Annotated in this window: 14 protein-coding genes; 6 read left to right on the plus strand and 8 right to left on the minus strand. The window is 72.5% G+C overall.

Features of this window, described 5'->3' with window-relative positions:
* Positions 1 to 3: 3 nt before the first annotated feature.
* On the minus strand, positions 4 to 1,704 hold the full coding sequence (gene cobA / locus WME85_RS00070) for a uroporphyrinogen-III C-methyltransferase (protein ID WP_437833984.1): 1,701 nt from the start codon (positions 1,702 to 1,704) through the stop codon (positions 4 to 6).
* A gap of 110 nt (positions 1,705 to 1,814) precedes the next feature.
* On the opposite strand from cobA, the gene WME85_RS00075 reads away from it, so the two are divergent.
* The 3 genes from WME85_RS00075 to WME85_RS00085 all read left to right on the plus strand — a co-directional run bounded on the left by WME85_RS00075 (position 1,815) and on the right by WME85_RS00085 (position 3,931).
* Entirely contained in the window at positions 1,815 to 2,177 is a 363-nt protein-coding gene (locus WME85_RS00075; protein ID WP_437833987.1) for a DUF4339 domain-containing protein, read from the plus strand.
* Positions 2,178 to 2,383: 206 nt separating this feature from the next.
* Entirely contained in the window at positions 2,384 to 3,367 is a 984-nt protein-coding gene (gene hemB, locus WME85_RS00080) for a porphobilinogen synthase (RefSeq protein ID WP_437833989.1), read from the plus strand.
* A 3-nt stretch (positions 3,368 to 3,370) separates the two neighbouring features.
* A complete protein-coding gene (locus tag WME85_RS00085) occupies positions 3,371 to 3,931 on the plus strand; it encodes a hypothetical protein (RefSeq protein WP_437833992.1) in 561 nt (186 codons plus the stop codon).
* 77 nt (positions 3,932 to 4,008) lie between these two features.
* Here the strand turns inward: WME85_RS00085 and WME85_RS00090 are convergent, their stop codons facing one another.
* Genes WME85_RS00090 through WME85_RS00100 form a run of 3 tightly spaced genes read right to left on the minus strand, consistent with a single transcriptional unit; the run spans position 4,009 to position 9,207 of the window.
* Positions 4,009 to 5,946 (minus strand): ABC transporter ATP-binding protein, encoded by a 1,938-nt coding sequence (locus tag WME85_RS00090; protein ID WP_437833994.1) that lies wholly within the window; start codon positions 5,944 to 5,946, stop codon positions 4,009 to 4,011.
* 29 nt (positions 5,947 to 5,975) lie between these two features.
* Positions 5,976 to 7,769: an ABC transporter ATP-binding protein gene (locus tag WME85_RS00095; protein ID WP_437833997.1), complete on the minus strand. Its 1,794-nt coding sequence runs from the start codon at positions 7,767 to 7,769 to the stop codon at positions 5,976 to 5,978.
* Between the two features lie 25 nt (positions 7,770 to 7,794).
* Complete coding sequence (locus WME85_RS00100; protein ID WP_437834000.1) at positions 7,795 to 9,207, minus strand: hypothetical protein; 1,413 nt, start codon at positions 9,205 to 9,207, stop codon at positions 7,795 to 7,797.
* Positions 9,208 to 9,583: 376 nt separating this feature from the next.
* On the opposite strand from WME85_RS00100, the gene WME85_RS00105 reads away from it, so the two are divergent.
* The gene (locus tag WME85_RS00105) at positions 9,584 to 10,180 is read left to right on the plus strand and encodes a zinc-ribbon domain containing protein (RefSeq protein ID WP_437834003.1); all 597 of its coding nucleotides are present in this window, start codon (positions 9,584 to 9,586) and stop codon (positions 10,178 to 10,180) included.
* A gap of 103 nt (positions 10,181 to 10,283) precedes the next feature.
* Here the strand turns inward: WME85_RS00105 and WME85_RS00110 are convergent, their stop codons facing one another.
* From WME85_RS00110 to WME85_RS00120, 3 genes are all read right to left on the minus strand, one after another.
* A complete protein-coding gene (locus WME85_RS00110; RefSeq protein ID WP_437834006.1) occupies positions 10,284 to 12,176 on the minus strand; it encodes a serine/threonine-protein kinase in 1,893 nt (630 codons plus the stop codon).
* Between the two features lie 183 nt (positions 12,177 to 12,359).
* Entirely contained in the window at positions 12,360 to 13,157 is a 798-nt protein-coding gene (locus tag WME85_RS00115) for an HAD hydrolase family protein (protein ID WP_437834008.1), read from the minus strand.
* 60 nt (positions 13,158 to 13,217) lie between these two features.
* Positions 13,218 to 14,417, minus strand: coding sequence for a class I SAM-dependent rRNA methyltransferase (locus tag WME85_RS00120; RefSeq protein ID WP_437306931.1), 1,200 nt, complete (start codon positions 14,415 to 14,417; stop codon positions 13,218 to 13,220).
* 235 nt (positions 14,418 to 14,652) lie between these two features.
* Here WME85_RS00120 and WME85_RS00125 point away from each other — a divergent pair, with 235 nt between their 5' ends.
* Positions 14,653 to 15,585, plus strand: a complete 933-nt coding sequence (locus WME85_RS00125; RefSeq protein ID WP_437834011.1) for a hypothetical protein — start codon at positions 14,653 to 14,655, stop codon at positions 15,583 to 15,585.
* 114 nt (positions 15,586 to 15,699) lie between these two features.
* Complete coding sequence (gene lnt / locus WME85_RS00130; RefSeq protein WP_437834014.1) at positions 15,700 to 17,475, plus strand: apolipoprotein N-acyltransferase; 1,776 nt, start codon at positions 15,700 to 15,702, stop codon at positions 17,473 to 17,475.
* Here the strand turns inward: lnt and WME85_RS00135 are convergent.
* The gene (locus WME85_RS00135) at positions 17,462 to 17,770 is read right to left on the minus strand and encodes an HU family DNA-binding protein (protein WP_061617084.1); all 309 of its coding nucleotides are present in this window, start codon (positions 17,768 to 17,770) and stop codon (positions 17,462 to 17,464) included. The genes lnt and WME85_RS00135 overlap by 14 nt on opposite strands.
* Positions 17,771 to 17,788 lie beyond the last annotated feature (18 nt).

Genomic DNA, 17,788 nt, shown 5'->3' on the forward strand with positions numbered 1-17,788 from the left:
ACCTCACTCACCGGCGCTTGCAGGGACAGCTTGCTGCGCAGCGAAATACCGATCCAGCGCGTCGAGGAGACCCGCTGTCGTGCTCACCTCGGCGGTCACGCCGATCCGGAGCCCCCGTTTCTCGGCGGTCGCGGTCGTGATCGGTCCGATGCTCGCCAGGAGCACACCGTCGAGCCGCGCCGCAGCGCCCTCGCCAAGGAGGTCGCAGAGGCTGTCGACCGTGCTGCTCGAGGTGAGCAGCACGACGTCGATCGCGCCCGCCGAGAGCGCCCGGAGCAGCTCTTCACGGCGCTCGGTGGACGCGGGGCGGGTCTCGTAGACGGGCACGACGTCGACCTCGCAGCCCGCGGCGCGGAGGCGCTCGGGGAGCACCTCGCGGGCGACGAGCGCGCGCGGAAGGAGGACGCGGACGCCTGGACGCCCCGCACGCGCCGCCAGGCGCTCCGCGAGCGCGGGGTCGGCGAGGAGCGCCTGCGCGAGCTCCTCGCCCCGGAACTCCCCTGGAACGATGTCCGCACGGACGCCGCGCGCGGCGAGCGCGGCGGCCGTCCCGACGCCGATCGCGGCGAGCCGCGCCGAGCCGAAGGCGCGCGCGTCCAGGCCGAGCCGCTCCATCTCCCGGAAGAAGCACGCCACCCCGTTCTCGCTCGTGAAGACGACGGCGTCGTAGCCAGAGAGCCCGCGGGCGGCCTCGGTGACGCGCGCGGGGTCGGGCGGCGGGTGGATCTCGATGGTCGCGAGCTCCACCGCCTCGCCGCCGCGGAGGCGGATGAGCCTCGACGTCGAGCGCGCCTGGTGACGTGGCCGGGTCACCAGCACCCGCTTGCCGAACAGCGGCTTCCGGTCGAACCAGCGCAGCGCGTCGCGCAGGCGGGTGACGGCGCCGACGACGATGACCGCCGGGCTCTGGAGCCCCGCTTCCCTGGCGCGCCGGGGCAGCTCGTCGAGCCGGGTCGTGACCACGCGCTGGTCGGCCCGCGTGCCCCACTGGATCGCCGCCGCCGGCGTGGCGGGATCGCGGCGCCCCGGCCCCGTCAGCCCCGCGACCACCGTGTCGAGGGCCTGCATGCCCATCAGGACGCAGATGGTCCCGCGGACCGAGGCGAGCTCGCTCCAGTCGAACCCCTTGCCCGCCCGGGTGACGCCGCTGACGATCATCACGCTCGAGGCGATGTTCCGGTGGGTCAGCGAGATGCCGGCGTAGGCGGTCGCGCCGAGCGGGGAACAGACGCCCGGCACCACCTCGAACGGCACCCCGGCCCGCGCGAGCGCCTCCGCCTCCTCCGAGCCGCGCCCGAAGAGGAACGGGTCGCCGCCCTTCAGCCGGACGACGCTGCGGCCCGCGAGCCCGAGCGCGACGAGCTCCGCGTCGATCTCCGCCTGCTTCGCGTCCTTCACGACGCGGTCGCCGCCGCGCTTGCCGACCGACCGCACCTCCGCGCCCTCCCGCACGCCGTCCAGCAGCGCGGGGTGGACGAGCTCGTCGTGCAGGACGACGTCCGCCGTGGCCAGGAGCTCTGCGCCGCGCTGCGTGAAGAGCCCCGGATCGCCCGGGCCGGCGCCGACGAGGTACACGACGCCCGGCCTCGCCGCGCCCGGCGCCCCCGCCCCGGGCCGCGCGGCCGCCGTGCCCCGCCCCTCGTCGGAGGGATCGTGACGCCCGGGAAGCGCCGTCAAACTACCGTCGTTTTCTCGTTCACTCATGGCAGACGTTGGTTGTCATAGCGATTCTGTAGTGATGTTGACTCGGTGCGTTAAGGGTATAGAATCGCACCCGTTCGACCCAACGTCCGGCGGTTTCTGGAGTCCATTCGATGAGATCTGTGAAACTGTTCGAGGAGCTGCGGAGCTCAGAGCGCGGCTTTACGGACCGGTGGTACGTCAGCAACGGGGAGCAATCGGTCGGGCCGGTCAATCTCGACCAGCTCGCGCGGGGCATCGAACGCGGAATGGTCCCGCTCGATAGCTTCGTCCGCAATGAGGCGTGGACCGTCTGGCGCCCGCTGTCCGACATCGCAATGGTCACGGTCGCCGCCTCGGCGATGCCTGCGGAGCAGCCGGACGAGGCGTTTGCGGCGGACGACGACGACACGGTCCCGCTGTCTGGAGAGAGGGCATCGCCGCGCCCTGGACCAGCGGCGCACCCGACCGCTCGCCGTGGTGCGGCGCATCGGTGAGCGGCTTGCGCGCGGCCGGCCGGCGCCGGGCGCACGAGCCGCGCGACAGGGCGAGCGCGGCCGGATGAGAGGAAGTGGGGAGCCTGTCTCATGCGGGCGGTTTCGGGCGAACACTAGCCGATTCGCCCGGCTTCCGCGATCTGCGGATCGCGCGCGTCGCGACCGGGGCGGTCCCCGCGGGCGAAGGGCTGCTATGCTCCGCCGCCGTGTTCCCCACGAAGAGACCGCGCCGGCTCCGTCGCTCTCCCGCCCTCCGCGCCCTGGTGCGGGAGACGTCCCTCAACCCGGGGGATTTCATCCTCCCCCTCTTCTTCAACGAGGTGCTCGACGCGCCTCGCCCGGTCGGGACGATGCCCGGTGTCTCGCAGCTGCCCGTGAGCGCCGCGGCCGCGCAGGCGCGGCTCTGCAAGGAGCTCGGTATCGGCGGGACGATCCTGTTCGGGCTCCCGCGCACCAAGGACGCGTCGGGCTCGGGCGCGTATGACGCCGACGGCCCCGTCCCGCGCGCCGTGAAGGCGATGAAGGAGGCGGTTCCGGAGCTCCTCGTGATGACCGACGTGTGCGTCGACGAGTACACCGACCACGGCCACTGCGGCCTGCTCCGGCAGGACGCGTCCGGAGCGGTGGACGTCGACAACGACGCCACGCTGGAGGTGCTCGCGCGGGCGGCGGTGGTCCACGCGAAGGCGGGGGCGGACGTCGTCGCGCCGAGCGACATGATGGACGGCCGCGTCGCCGCGATCCGGCGCGCGCTCGACGCCGAGTCGCTCACGGGGACGGCGATCCTCTCCTACGCCGTGAAGTATGCGTCCGGCTTCTACGGGCCGTTTCGTGAGGCGGCCGACTGCGCGCCCCAGTTCGGCGACAGGGCGGGCTACCAGATGGACCCCGGGAACGCCCGCGAGGGCCTGCGCGAGGCGGCGCTCGACGAGGAGGAGGGGGCCGACATGCTCATGGTCAAGCCGGCGCTCGCGTACCTCGACGTCATCGCCCGCGTGCGCGACGCGACGACGCTCCCGCTCGGCGCCTACAACGTCAGCGGTGAGTACGCGATGATCAAGGCGGCCGCGGAGCGCGGGATGATCGACGAGAAGCGGGCGGTGCTCGAGCTGCTCACGTCGATCCGGCGCGCCGGGGCGGACTTCATCCTGACCTACCACGCGCTCGACGCCGCGCGCTGGCTCGGCTGAGCCATGCGGAGCCGGGTGCCGAGCGCGGCGCAGCGCTCGAGGTGGGCCGCCGCGTGCGCGGTGGGTGCGTCGGCAGCGCTCGCGGCGGGGTGTGGTCCGGAGCGGTGCGACCGTTCCGAGAGCGCGAACCCGCCGGTCGAGTTCACCGAGGCCATGCCTGAGGGAGGCGTCTACGAGACCTCGGCGCCCGACGGCGATCTCCTCTACTTCCCGGGCGGCATGCGGTACGCGCTCAGGCACCACCTCGGCGCGCGGCCGCGGTGGTGGCAGGTGGACCTGTCGTTCGAGCCCGACGGCACGAAGAGCGGCGGGACGCTGGCGCACGCGGCGGGCAACCAGGCCGAGGTGGTCTGCGTCGACGACGAGCACCTGGTCCTCATGAACGGCAGCTGCTCCGAGTACTGGCTGCGGGTGGTCGCCGGAGGCGCGGACGTCGCGAGCGGCGACGGCGAGGCGGGGACCGCCGGCGGTGCGAACGAGGCCGGCGGCGGTGAGGCCGGGGCCGCCGGCGGCGCGGGCGGGGGCGCTGCTGGCAGAAGGTGCTACGGCGACGATCCCGGCTGAGGGAGCGAGCAGCCCCGGGCGCTCGCGGCGCTGATCAGACCGGGCTGCTCGCCGCGCATCGCGCCGCACGGCCAGCCCTACGCGTGCGCCGCAGCCTGTCGGGCGAACTGGAGCCGGTACAGCTTGCTGTACACGCCGCCGGCGGCGAGCAGGTCGTCGTGCGTGCCCTGCTCGACGACGCTGCCCTTGTGGAAGACGACGATGCGGTCGACGGCGCGGATCGTGGAGAGGCGGTGCGCGATGATCATCGCGGTGCGACCCGCCATGGCGCCCTCGAGCGCGCGCTGGAGGCGCGCCTCGGTGTCGCTGTCGACGTTCGCCGTGGCCTCATCCAGGATGAGGATCGGCGGGTCGCGGTAGAGGGCGCGGGCGAAGGCGATCAGCTGGCGCTCGCCAGCGCTGAAGTTGCTGCCGCGCTCGAGCACCGGCCCGTCGAGGCCGCCTTCGCGGCGCTCGAACAGATCGAGGGCGCCGATGCGGTTCAGCGCGTTCACCACCTTCGCGCGATCCGGGATCGCGTCGCCGGCCGCGATGTTGGTGAGCACCGTGCCGGGGAACAGGAACACGTCCTGAGGGACGACGGCGAACTTGCGGCGCAGCTCGTCGCGCGGGTACGCGCTGACGTCGCGGCCGAAGACCCGCACGGCGCCCTCCTCCACGTCGTAGAGGCGGAGCAGCAGCGACGCGACGGTGCTCTTGCCGGCGCCGGTCGCGCCGACCAGCGCGATCTTCTCGCCGCTCCTCGCCGCGATCGAGACATGCCGCAGCACGGGCACGCCCGGCTTGTAGCTGAACACGACGCTGTCGAGCTCGAACGCGACCCGCTCGTCCGCGACCCTCGCCGCGTCGGCGCCGCCAGGCGCGGCCGCCATCGCCGTCGCGTCCTCGTCCTTGTTGTCGAGCAGCTCGAAGATGCGCTCCGCGCCGGACATCGCCGACTGCAGCAGCGTGTAACGAGCCGAGAGATCGCGGATCGGGACGAAGAACATGTCGATGTACGCGACGAAGGCGAACAAGGTCCCGAACGAGATCTGCTGCTTCAGGCTCTTCACGCCGGCGTACCAGAGCACCGCGGCGATACAGACGCTGGAGACCATCTCGATGGCGGCGTCGAGCGTCGCGTCGAGCACGATGGAGCGGTTGTTGGCGTTGCGGTAGGCCTCGTTGATCTCGTCGAACTCCTCGGCCGAGCGCTCCTCCCTGGCGTAGGCCTGCACGACGGCCATGCCGGAGACCTGCTCGTTGAGGTACGCGTTCATCCTGGCCGTCTTCGACCGCACCTCCCGGAAGGCGTCGCGGATGCGCCGCCGCGTCCAGTTGACGCCGAGGGCGACGGGGGGCACCGCCGCGAAGGCGAGCAGCGACATGCGCCAGTCGAGCGACAGCATCACGACGATGATGACGACGAGCCGGATGAGATCGCCGAACGCGTTGAGCGCGCCGGACGCGAACATCTCGCCGATCGCGTCCACGTCGTTCGTCACGCGCGTGACGAGCCGGCCGACCGGCGTGCGATCGAAGAACCCGAGGCGGCGGGTGTGCAAGAAGCCGAAGACGCGCACGCGCAGATCGGCCATCGCGCGCGCGCCGGCGAGCTGCATCAGGTAGAGCTGCGGGAACGCGAGCGACTGCTCCAGGAGCATGACGCCCGTGAGCAGGATGCCGGCGCGCGTGAGGTGATCGAGCCCGCCCGGCGTGTCGAACGCGTCGAGCGCGTCGCGCATGATGAGCGGACGCAGCAGCGCCAGCGACGCCGTCACGATGAGCAGCCCGAGCGAGAGCGCGAGGTGCTTGCCCTGCGGGCGCACGAACGGCCACAGCCGCATCAGCATGCGCGCGTCGTACGCCTCGCCGAGCTGCGTCTCCTCGTGAAAGCGGCTCAGCACGTCCTCGGTGCGGCTCGCCCTCTTCGCGCCCCGGGTCGTGCTCGCGGTCGTGCTCGCCGCCTGCGTCGGCCGCCGTGGGCTCGCGCCCACCTCTCCCGCGGCCGCGCCGCCGCTCGATTTGGCCTGCATCGTCGCGCCTTCTCCAGGTCCCGGTTGCGTCACGCGAGCCCCACCGGCTGCGAGGGCGGCGCCTCGAAGGTCGCGAGATCCTCCTCGAGCTGCTGCTCCTCGGCGAACGACGCGTACAGCCCGCCCGCGCGCACGAGCTCGTCGTGCGTGCCGCGCTCGAGGACCTTGCCCTGCTCGAGCACGACGACCGCGTCACACCGCCGCGCGGCCGCCACCCGGTGCGTGATCAGGATGACGGTCCGTCGCGCTGCCTGCCGCTCGATCGCGGCGAGGATGGCCTGCTCGGTCTTTGCGTCGACGGCGGAGAGCGGGTCGTCCAGGACGAGGACGGTCGGCTCGCGCACGAGCGCGCGCGCGAGCGCGACGCGCTGGCGCTGGCCGCCGGACAGCTGGACGCCTCGCTCCCCGACCACCGTGTCGAAGCCATCCGGCAGCGAGAGCACCTCGCCCAGCACCTCGGCCTCGGCAGCGGCCGCGCGGATCACCTCGAACGAGGCAGGCGAGTCCGGATCGTCGAGCGAGTAGCCGATGTTGCGTGCCACGGTGGTCGAGAAGAGGAAGGCGTCCTGCTGCGCGTAGCCGATGCTGGCGCGCACGGTCTCCAGGGGCAGGTCGCAGATGTCGACGCCGTCCAGGAACACCGAGCCGCGCGGCGTGGGCATGAGCCGGGCGAGCAGCGTGGCGATGGTGCTCTTGCCAGAGCCCGTGCGGCCCACGATGGCGAGCGACTTGCCGGCCTCGATCTCGAAGCTCACCCCGTCGACCACCTTCCTCGCGCCGTGGGAGAACGTCAGGTCCTTGACGGCGATGGCGCCGCGGACGACCTCGGGAGCAGGCGTCGGCCCGCTCACGACCTCGGGGATGGCCTCGAAGATGGCCTTGAGACGCGCGTAGCCGGCGCGGCCGCGCTGGACGATCGCGGCGACGAAGCCGAGGGCGAGCACCGGCCAGGTGAGGCGCAGCAGCGCCAGCCAGAACGAGACGAAGTCGCCCCTCGTCATCTGCCCCTCGAGCACGAGCTGCCCGCCGTACCAGAAGACGATGAGCACGCCGACCGAGCTGATGGCGCCCATGAGCGGCCCCATGGACCCGCGCAGCCTGGCGAGGGCGAGGCTCTTCTCGAGGTAACCCTGGTTCGTGTTGGCGAACGCGGCCATCTCGGACGCCTCGAGCGCGAACGAGCGGACGACCCTGACGCCCGCGAGGCTCGCGAGGACGCGGTCGCTCATGGCGCCGATCGCCTCCTGGTTGTCCCGGGTGCGGAGGAAGAGCTTGGTCGAGAACGACCGGGTGACGAGCATCAGCGCGGGCATCGTGACGAGCGCCGCCAGCGTGAGCCGCTTCGAGATGTGGAGCATCACGTACAGCGCGCTCGCGAAGGCGAAGAGCGAGCCCACGACGTTCAGCAGGCCGAAGCCGAGGAGCAGCCGGACCTGCGTGAGGTCGTTCGTCGCCCGGCTCATGATGTCGCCGGTCGGCATCTTGCGGAAGAAGGCCGGCCCGAGCTTGTGCAGGCGCGCGAGCAGCACCGCCCGGAGCTCGTACTCGACGTTCCGACCCGCCGTGAAGATGGTGACCCGCGAGAACACGCGCATGACGGCGGCGCCCACGCTCACCCCGAGCATGATGAGCGCCGCCCGCGACGCCTCCGTCGACTGGAGCTTCACGGCCGCGTCGACGGCGTCCTTGACCAGGAAATCCCGCTTGGCCATGAGGAGCTGCTGCGTCGCGAGCAGCGCTGCGCCGGCCAGGTAGAGCGGGAGTTTGTGGCGGAACTGGGCGCCGAGACCGACGGGATAGGTTGAGGGATCGCGTTTGACCATTGCGGGGAGAGCCGCGCGGCGACGCTCAGCGCGCCTTGCGCGGCGTCGGGGCGAGCGGCTTGCGGTGCGAAGTCGAGAGGGCGGGGCGCTCTCTTCCATCCACGACGAGCTCGAGGTCGTCGATCTCGAGCCTCGTCGAGAGCAGGCCGAGCAGCACGCGAGCCCCTCCGCGGCCGTCGAGCTCGCTCACCACGCCGATCTTGTCGCCGAACGGCCCTCGTCGCACGCAGACCCGGCTGCCCTTCTCGATCACGCCGCCCTTCGCGGGCTCCGGCGTCACCTTCGCGGCAGCGTCCGCCTCGCCGGCCGCAGCGCGCTGCGCGCGCGGCGCGTGCTCGGCCGACGGCCTCTGGGGCGCCTCGGCCCGCGGCTGCTGCTCCGCGTCCGCGGGCTGCGTCCGTCGGACCGGAGCGCCGCCCTCTCCGTGGTGCTTCGGCGAGGGGCGCGGCTCTCCGCGACCGGCGCCGGCGCTGCTCGTCGACTTGAACAGCGTCGCGAGCGTCGGCCGGCGGGCGGGGAGGGCGGCCTCCACGCGCTCGTCGCCGCGCGCGCGGGCCTGCTCCATCGAGCGCTCGCGCGCGCGGGCCTGCTCGGAGCGCCACCGCTCGTTCTCGGCCTCGAGCTCGGCGTGGGCGCGCGCCCGCTCCTGCTCGATGCCCTCGAGCTTGCGATCGAGCGCGATGCGATCGTTCTCGCGCGACCACGCGACCAGCCGGTAGATGGGGGCGAGCGCGACGATCGCGTCCTCGAGCTGCTCGTCGAGGATGTCGGCGTGCTCGACCGCGGTCTCCCGCGGGATCGCCCACCCGATCCAGAGCGGCACTTGCCCGTCCGCGGCGCGGCGGAGCATCTCCGCGATCGCGTCGGGCGTCGCCGCGCTGCAGTCCACGCGCTCGCCACCGCCGGCGCCGAGCGAGAACTGCTCCGGGAGCGCGTGGAGCGCGCTCGTGAGCTCGGCTGCGAGCGGTGAGGCCGGCTCGCCCGTCGCCTCCTCGGACGCCGAGACGCGGGCCCGGAGGTTGTCGACATCGACCTTCGCGTCCGGGTGGACCGCGAAGCACACCTGCACCTCGCTCTCCGAGATGCGCAGCGCGAGGAACGCATGCCGCGTGAAGGGGCTCGGGTCGTCGATCGCCTCGGAGATCGAGCGGCCGCGGTCGAGCAGGCGATCGAGCTCGTCGCGCGCGGCCTGGTCGCGCCAGAAGAAGACCCACTGGCAGTCGGCCCGGTGCTTGTTGCGGATCGAGGGGTGCTCGTCCGAGCCGTGGACATCGACGGAGATGCCGAGCTCGGCCAGCCGGGCGACGACGCCGCGCGCCCAGGCGAGCGCGCGCTGCTTCACCTCGAGGCGGGGGCGCGAGTAGGCCTTCGAGGTCGCTTTTTCGGCGGCGTACGCGTCGAAGTCACGAGCGGTGAGGTGCAGGGAGGGATGGCTCATTGCTTCGACTGGTTGCGAGGCGCGGCGTGGGCGGATGCTGCCCGTGGTTCGTCACGTGACGTGAGGAGCTGTGCTCCCGGTGAAAGTCGCGCGGATGGTATCGTGAGGAGCTTCGAAATCAAAGCCTCCACGCCGCGCGATCGATCCCGGCGAAGCGTGGAGGCGGCACGCTTGACCGCCCTGACAACCATGTCACCGTAGGCACTCCTGTGCCCCATCAAGAGGGCGATCCCACCAGTATCATCTAGATCCCCGCGTAAAACGCGCTTCTCCGGCGCAGCGGGGGCAGCTCCCGGGCGCTCCAGTTCATCCGAGCCACCCGAGCCACCCGAGCCCGTGAGCCTGCGAGGCCCGTCGGCCTGATGAAAGAGGAATCATGGAACAGCATCGAGACGAGCACATTGTCTGCGCGAGCTGCGGCACGTCGTTCCTGTTCTCGGCTGCAGAAGCCGCCGTCTACGCCGAACGGAAGCTCGCGGCCCCGCCGAAGCGGTGCCGGACCTGCCGCCGTGCACGAAAGGACAGTCGAGGGGAGCACGAGAGCGCGTCGACGTCTCGCGCGGCACAGCACCAGCGCCCGGGAGCGGCCCGGAGCGCCGGGGGGTACCGCGGCGGCGGGCAGCCTCGGAAGCCTCGCTACACGGGTGACGTGAACGAGTACCGGAGCCCGATGCAGGACGCGTACTCGGGGATGACGCCTGCCTGGACGGTGCCGAGCCACTACCAGCAGCGCCCGCGCGGCGGTGCGCCCGTCCGCGACGACGGCAACTACCGCGCGCCGTCCTTCGGCGGCGAGCGACGCGCGGCAGCGCCCGCCCGCGCCGCCGCGCAGCAGCCCCGCGCGCCGCGCACCCGTCCGACGTTCTCGATCACCTGCAAGTCGTGCGGCTCCGAGGGCGAGGTCCCGTTCAAGCCGGTCGAGGGCCGCGACGTGTTCTGTCAGGCGTGCTACCGCGCGCGCAAGCCTTCCTGAAGATCCCCCGGGACGAGCTCAGCGACGCGCGCGCGTGCCAGCGCCGCGCGCGTCACACTGAGCAGCGGCGGCCAGGGCCCAGCAGCGGTCCTGGCGGGCGTCGCTAGAGGCTGATCTCGCAGGCGAGCTCGGAGGTGAAGCCGAGCTCGCCCAGCGTGATCGTGACCTTCACGCCGCCGCCGGACGCGCGTCGCGCTGTCTCCTCGACCATCCCCACGACCCACAGCCGGAGCGGCAGCGAGGCCGGATCGAAGTCGCCGATGTGGAGCGTGACCCGCCCGGTCGGGCCGGTCGCCACGCGCCACGAGCCGAACGTGAAGAGCCGCGACCAGATCGAGGTCCCGCGGCGCATGAGCGACGCGATGTCGGTGAGCGGGCGGGCGAACAGCGTGCGCACGAGGCTGTGCAGCTCGCCGCCGACGCCGAGCCTGCCGATGTCGCGCCAGCGCTCGAGGTCGCGCAGGACCAGCGACGTCGCGAGCTCCATGTAAGCGTCGAGCGCCTCGAGATCGTACCCGACGAGCGCGTTGATCGAGTCGTGCCGGAAGTCGTCCGCGTACCGGAGCGGCATCTGCGCGACGACCTCGTCGCGCGCGCTCCTCCCGTACTCGTCCACGATGGTGCGATCGACGCTCCGCAGGACGGGGCCGCGCACGTGGTACTGCCCCGCGAAGCGCGCCGGCAGCGGCCGGACCGGCGTGACGTTGGGCCGCCGCGTGTCGCGCTGCCGGTTGATCAGGTTGCCGAAGTCGGCGCTGCGCACGGTCGGCTCGGCGCGGAGGCCGAGGTCGGCGCTGCGCACCGTGGGCAACGACTCGCCGCGCTGCGAGAGCAGCGTGGGCTCGGAGCCCCGGTTCCGCAGCGCGTTCGAGAGCGTCACGCCGGGGGCGGGCTTCGCTGGCTCCGACGACGGCCGCATGACCGGCGGCGCCTCGGTGACGCGCCCGCCCGACACGAGCGGCGCCGAGATGCGCATCGGCGGCGGTGGATTCATGTCGAACGACGTGCCCACGCGCGACCGATCGCGTGAGGACGAGAGGCGATCGCGCTCGTTCTCGGTGGCGTTCCCCAGGCTCAGGGCCATCCGCCGCTGCACGTTGATCAGCCTGCCGAGCGCCGCGGTCCGTCGGGGGGCGTCCGGCGCGACGCGCTCCAGCTCGCGGACGACGTCGCCGGCCGTCTGGAAGCGCTTCGCGGGATCCTTCTGCAAGAGCCGCTGCACGATCGCCTCGAGCCGCGGATCGATGGTCACGCCCGCGGAGGCGAGCGTGGGCACCTCCGCGTGCACGACGCGGAACGCGGTCGCCACGGCGGTCGGCGCGCGGAACGGCCGCGTGCCCGTGAGCACCTCGTAGAGGAGGACGCCCACCGAGAAGAGATCGCTCCGCCCGTCGAGCGGCGACTCCCCGGTGGCCTGCTCCGGCGACAGGTAGTCCGGCGTGCCGAACACGACGCCCGTGCGCGTCCGCGGCGACGGGCCGTCCGAGTCGAGCACCTTCGCGATGCCGAAGTCGAGCAGCCGGACGACGGCCGAGCCACGGCTCGGATCGAACGCGATGAAGATGTTCTCGGGCTTGAGATCGCGGTGGATGATCCCCGCCCGGTGCGCGGCGTCGAGCGCCTCCAGCACCGGGATCGCGACCCCCACGGCGGCCTCCATGTCGAGGCGGCCGAAGCGCGCGAGCGCCATGCCGAGCGACTCGCCGTCGAGGTGCTCCATCACGATGTACGGACCGAGGTCGCCGACGCCGGCGTCGATCACATCGACGATGTTGGGGTGGCGGATCCGGTTGACCGCCTGCGCTTCCTGGAAGAACCGGTGGGAGAGCTCCGAGTTGTCCGCCAGCTCAGGGTGAAGGAATTTGATCGCAACGGCGCGGCCTGCGAGCACGTGCTCCGCCCGGAACACGTCGCCCATGCCGCCCCCGCCGATGCGCTCCGCGAGGCGGTACTTGTTGTCGACGAGGAGGCCGGGGGTCGGGGGTCGAAACGCCATCTGCTGCCGCTGGCGGGCGAGGGACCAACGTCATGGTCCCCGAGAACACGCGCCCCTGTAAAGGGTTGGGAGGCACGCGCCTCCCGAAAGCTCGATCCTATTCCTTCGGTGCGTGTCGCGGCTAGGGTACGTGCTCCATGTGTGGGGCGGATTGCAGCGCGAGGGACATCGCGCGAGCCGCGATCACGGCGCGGGTACATTCTTCCGCAGTTCGGCGATCCGGTGTGCAATTTCCGCGAATCCGCGGCCCATGGGAAGGGAGGCCACGAACTGCGGAGGCACCGAGAGCTTGCCGAGGTGGGCGCGCACGTTGGCGACCCCGAAGGTCAACGCAAATGCGGCAAAAGCGACGCCGTCGTTGCCGCTGTCGCCCACGAAGGCGTAGCGGTACCGCGCCCGGGTCGGATCCTCGCCGAACCGCGCCGACAGCAGGCGCACGACGCCCGTGGCCTTGTCGGACGGGTCCCGGGTGAGGTGGAGGTGGACGCTCGAAAGCAGCGTCCTCACCCCCCGCTCGCGCAGCTCGGCGCGCATCCTCTGCACGTCCTCGGGCGGCACACGCCGGTGCTCTCCGATGTCGATGGTAACGTCGGTCACCCTCTGGTCGTTGTCGTCAGCGAGCGCTGCCGCAGGAAAACGACGCACCACGTCATCAGCGAGCGCCGTGAGCTCGGCCCGACGCGCCTGCCGCGCGCCGCGGTCCAGGCCGTCGAGCGCGACGATGCGGCCGGCGCTCGGGGCCACCCCGCCTCGAGGGTCGGCCAACGGCTCAGCCTGCTCGCGGACCAGGGCGACGGCCCCGTTCTCGGCGATGGTCGCGTCGATCGGCCATTGCCGCTGGATCACCTCGCCCCAGCCGGCGGGCCTGCCGGTGCAGGCGATCAGCGCGAGCCCGGTCTCGCGCAGACGGAAAAGGGCGCCGTAGGCGGCCTCGGTGAGGGCGCCGTGGTCCAGCACGGTGTCGTCGAGGTCGAAGATCACCCCGGCGAGGGCGCTCGCGGCGTCGGCGGTCAGCAGGGAGAGCGGCTTCATCGGGGCTGATCAGAGCGCGTCGACGCGCGCGATGAGGCTCTTCAGGTAGAGCCCTTCGGGGAACGCGGAGGGGACGGGGTGGTCCCCGCCCTGGAAGTGCCGGTCGAACACGGCGGCCTGCATGCGCGCGTCGCGCGCGCCGAGCGCGAGCACGCGGGTCAGGTCGTCGAGGCTCACGGCGCTCGAGCAGGAGCAGAGCACGAGGATGCCCCCCGGGCGCGTGGCGCGGCACGCGCCGGCCGCGAGGCGCCGGTACGCCGTGAGCGCGGCGTCCTTGGACGCGCGCGTGCCCGCGAGCTTCGGCGGGTCGCAGATGACCAGGTCGAAGCCGCTCTGCCGCGACGCGTTTTGCAGCGCCTTGCGGGCGTCGTCGCGCGTGAAGGTGATCCGGTCGAGCAGCCCGTTCTCCCGCGCGCACTCCGCCCCGACCTCGAGCGCCGTCGCGCTCTCGTCGATCGCGAGGACCTCGCTCGCGCCCCCGCGGGCGGCCGCCATGGCGAACGTGCCGACGAAGCAGAACGCGTCGAGCACGCGCCGGTTGTGGGCGAGCTGCTCGACGCGGGTCCGCAGCGTCCGCTGGTCCAGGTAGAAGCCGGTCTTGTGGCCGAGCGCGAGCGGGATCGCGTAGCGCAGGCCTCGCTCGACGAACCGGAGCTGATCGAGGCCGACGTCGCCGCGCACCACGCCGGCGTCCGCGGTGAACCCCTCGAGCTTCGCGAGCGATTCCGGGGTCCTGTCCACGATCGCGCGCGGCGAGAGCGCCGCCTGGAGGGCGTCGAAGATCACGCCTTCGCGGCGCTTGACCCCGATCGTGCCGAGCTGCACCACCGCCACGTCGCCGAACAGATCGACGATCAGGCCCGGCAGGCCGTCTCCCTCCGCGTGGACCAGCCGGAAGGCGTCGGTCTCGTGGCCCGGCGACCGCGCCGGCAGGCCGAGCTCGCGGCGGTGCGCGATGGCGCGCTCGATCCGGTGCCGGAAGAGGGCCGCGTCGATCGGCCGGTCCTCGCGCGTGTACATGCGCACGGGGATGGCCGAGCGCGGGGTGTAGAGCCCGCGGCCGAGCACGCTGCCGTAGGGGTCGGTGACCACGACCTCATCGCCGGCCACGGCGCCGCCCTCGATGCGCGCGATCGCCTGAGCGAACACCCAGGGATGCCCCGACCACACGGGCCGAACATGACCCTGCTTCAACGTAACCGTAGGCATGGTGGATCCGATTGCTCTCGATGTTGGCAGGGCTGCCGACGGAGGCGACCGCGCCGTGACGTTTGACGCTGGAGCTAGTACCCTGCGGGACGGCGCGCGTGTGAACCTTCCGCCACAGCGCGCCGTGGCGGCCGATGCACGCCGGAGTGCTTCGTGGCCATGGTGACGACAATCCCGCGAGATGGTCGATGGCATCCCGGTTGCTAACTTCCCTGCACCGAAGAGGAGTCGCCCGATGCGCCGTTGCTTGACCCATGCCCTTGTTGCGGTGGCGATGACCGCGCCGATGAGCGCGCTCGCGCAGGAGAACAACAACTGTCCTCCTGGCGCGTGGTTCTGCGAGGAAGTCGAGCCCCCCCGCGATCCCGCCGCCGAGCCGCCGCCGGCCGCCTCCGACGAGGCCCCGCCCGCCGAGGCGCTGCCGCCGCCTCCCCCCGCTCCGCCCCCGCCGCCCGGCAGGCGGGCACACCGTCCGGCCCCGCCGCCGGTCGTCGTCTACCAGACCTCGCCGCCGGGCCAGCCGCCGCAGGTCATCGTGGTGACGCCTGGGTCCGCGCCTCCGCCGCGCGTCGTCGTGCGTCGCGTGGCCCCGCCCGCTCCGCCGCCGCCGCCGAAGCGGCGCTGGCGGCGGCAGTGGGGCGTCAACTTCCGCATGGAGGGCCTGATGATGGGGCGCGAGCACGGCGGGGCCGAGGAAGCCGGCATGGGCGGCGTCGGGATCAGCCTGCGTTACCGGCCGGTCCCCGCGTTCGCGCTCGATCTCGGCGCCGACTTCCTGGCGGGCACCGACTACAACGGCTACCAGCGGAGCGAGACGCCGATCTCGCTGAGCGGCATGCTGTTCGTCAACCCGCGCAGCCGCACGCAGTTCTACTTCACGGGCGGCCTGAACATCTCCCACGCCGACGTCGAACGGCCCTGGAGCGAGGTGGCGGCCGGTGACGATTTCGTTCCGAACACGGAGTACGACTACTTCGGCGCGCACGGCGGCATCGGCCTCGAGTTCCGGCTCTCCCGCCGCATCGCCCTGAACATCGACGCGCTCGGCTTCGTGCGCAGCCGTACGGACGATGGAGTCGTTCCGGAGTTCAGGGATCCCGACACCGGCCGCACGACCGATACGTCGGGCGGGGGGCTCTTCCGTGGCGGGCTCAGCGTCTACTGGTGAGCGGCTCGTCATAGCGTCCGGTCCGCCCTGACCGGGCAGGGCTCGCGTCGGTTTCTCTCTCCTGCGGGCCGCCATCGCGGTCCAGGCTGCCTTCACGCGGTATAACGCCGCCTCGTGCCCAAGGCCTCGACCCTGCGCGCGCTTCGAAGCCGCGCCCCGCTGCTCCTCTCCGTCGCCGGCGGTGCGACGTTCGCCCTCACCGCGCCGCCCACGGATCTCTACCCCGCGGTCATCGCTGGCCTCGCCCTGCTGGCGGCCGCCGTCCACGACGCGCCGACGTTCTGGCGCGCCTTCGGGCGCGGCGCCGCCTGGGGAACGGCGGCCGGCATCGTGGGCCTGCGCTTCGTGCCGGAGGTCATCCAGCGCTTCACGCCGCTCGGCTCCGCTGCCTCGTACCTCGCGCTGGTCCTGCTCGCGGCCGCTCAGTCGCTGGTCTGGGCCGCCTGCGGCGGCATCACGAGCGCGCTGCTCCGGCGCCTGCGCGCTCCGCTCGAGCTCGCCTTCGCGGCCGGCGTGCTCGTCGCGGTGGCCATCCCGACCGTCTTCGGCTGGACGCCGGCCGGCCTCATGAGCCCCTGGCCAGCGCTCGTCCAGCTCGCTGACCTCATCGGTGAGCGGGGCGTCTCCGCGCTGTTCGCCGTGGGGGCGGCCCTGCTCACCCGCGCGGGGCTCGCGGCCTTCGGGAGGGCGCCGGGCGGCCGTCCGCTCGCGCGTGAACCTGCGCAGGGGCCGCGGCCGGCGCGCCTTCATCTGTCCCGCGCCCTCGTCTACCCGGCGCTCGCGAGCGCGGCGCTGTTCGGGTTGCTCGCGGCTCACGGCGCGCTGCGGATGGCCGCGGTGGAGCGCGCGAGCGCCGGCCTGCCCACGGCGCGGGTCGCGCTCGTCAACCAGGCGGTCGGGCCTCACGAGCGCTGGCAGGCGAAGAACCACCCGCGGATCCTGCGAACGCTGCACGAGCTCACCCGGAAGGCCGAGGCCGACGGCGCCGAGCTCACCCTCTGGCCCGAGGCTGCGTATCCCTATCCCCTCGCGCACAGCGCCCGGCAGGCGCCGCGCGGCGGTCGAGCGATCCTGGGGCCCGGCGTCCGCGGTCCGGTCCTGGCCGGGCTCATCACCCAGGCCCCGCCCGTGAAGGCTGCCGACGGTGTCGAGGAGCGGAACAGCTACAACTCCGCGACCCTCGTGCTCCCCGACGGGAGCATGCAGCCGACACAGGACAAGCTGCAGCTGCTCTGGTTCGGCGAGATGGTCCCGGGCGGCGCCTACCTGCCGTGGCTGCGTCGCACCTTCCAGAAGAGCGGCGGCCTCATCCCGGGGGTCGAGCCGCGCGCCCTCACGCTTGCCCGAGAGCAGGGCCCCGCGCTCCGGATCGGGGTGCTCAACTGCTACGAGGATACGCTCACGGGCGTGGGGCGGCGGATCACGAGCGCGCTCACCCCGAACCTCCTCGTCAACATCACGAACGACGCCTGGTTCACCGGGAGCGCCGAGCCCGAGCTGCACGCGCGGCTCGCGGCCATGCGCGCGATCGAGCTGCGGCGCGATCTCGTGCGCGCCGTCAACCTGGGCGTCGCGTCATGGATCGACGCCCGCGGGGTGGTGCGCACCCGCAGCGAGGGCGCTGCGCCGGAGATCACCTTCGCGAGCCCGGCGATCAGGGACACGCCGCTGACGCCTTACACCCGCCTGGGCGACGTCCCGCTCGCGTCCCTGCTCGCCCTCGCGATCCTGGCGTGCGCGCTGCGGGCACGCCGCTCCCCGGCGAAGGTCTCGCCAGAAGCCCGGGGAGCCTCCTCTTCGGAGCCAGGCCCGCCCGCGGATGCGCCGGAGCTCGCGTCGCCCGATGCGGCCACGCAAGCTGCCGGCGACGTGCCGCTCAGCCGTCCTTGAGCGCCTTCACGGGCGCCGCGCGGAGCTTGCGGCTCGCCGGCTTGCCCTTGATGGTCATCGGCTGCTTCGTGAACGGATTGATGCCTTCCCGGTCCTGCGTGGCCGGGGTCTCCTTCGCCTTGATCTTCACGAGGCCCGGAACCGTGACCTCGCCCGGCCCGTCCGGACCAAGCTCCTTCTTTACCAGCTCGCTGAGCGCATCGAGCACGCTGGCCACGGACTTCTTGTCGAGGTTGGTGGCCTCAGCAAGGCCGACGATCATCTGCGCCTTGGTCAGCTTGTTCGAACCGGGCATGTCTCCTCCAAGTCGAAA

It is taken from the genome of Sorangium sp. So ce1153 (assembly GCF_051521595.1).
Lineage (GTDB): Bacteria > Myxococcota_A > Polyangia > Polyangiales > Polyangiaceae > Sorangium.

Excerpts from the sequence above, each read along its gene's own strand:
- cobA (WP_437833984.1), bottom strand. The coding sequence starts at position 1,704 with ATGAGTGAACGAGAAAACGACGGTAGTTTGACGGCGCTTCCCGGGCGT.
- WME85_RS00075 (WP_437833987.1), top strand. The coding sequence starts at position 1,815 with ATGAGATCTGTGAAACTGTTCGAGGAGCTGCGGAGCTCAGAGCGCGGC.
- WME85_RS00085 (WP_437833992.1), top strand. The coding sequence starts at position 3,371 with ATGCGGAGCCGGGTGCCGAGCGCGGCGCAGCGCTCGAGGTGGGCCGCC.
- WME85_RS00090 (WP_437833994.1), bottom strand. The coding sequence starts at position 5,946 with ATGCAGGCCAAATCGAGCGGCGGCGCGGCCGCGGGAGAGGTGGGCGCG.
- WME85_RS00095 (WP_437833997.1), bottom strand. The coding sequence starts at position 7,769 with ATGGTCAAACGCGATCCCTCAACCTATCCCGTCGGTCTCGGCGCCCAG.
- WME85_RS00100 (WP_437834000.1), bottom strand. The coding sequence starts at position 9,207 with ATGAGCCATCCCTCCCTGCACCTCACCGCTCGTGACTTCGACGCGTAC.
- WME85_RS00105 (WP_437834003.1), top strand. The coding sequence starts at position 9,584 with ATGGAACAGCATCGAGACGAGCACATTGTCTGCGCGAGCTGCGGCACG.
- WME85_RS00110 (WP_437834006.1), bottom strand. The coding sequence starts at position 12,176 with ATGGCGTTTCGACCCCCGACCCCCGGCCTCCTCGTCGACAACAAGTAC.
- WME85_RS00120 (WP_437306931.1), bottom strand. The coding sequence starts at position 14,417 with ATGCCTACGGTTACGTTGAAGCAGGGTCATGTTCGGCCCGTGTGGTCG.
- WME85_RS00125 (WP_437834011.1), top strand. The coding sequence starts at position 14,653 with ATGCGCCGTTGCTTGACCCATGCCCTTGTTGCGGTGGCGATGACCGCG.
- WME85_RS00135 (WP_061617084.1), bottom strand. The coding sequence starts at position 17,770 with ATGCCCGGTTCGAACAAGCTGACCAAGGCGCAGATGATCGTCGGCCTT.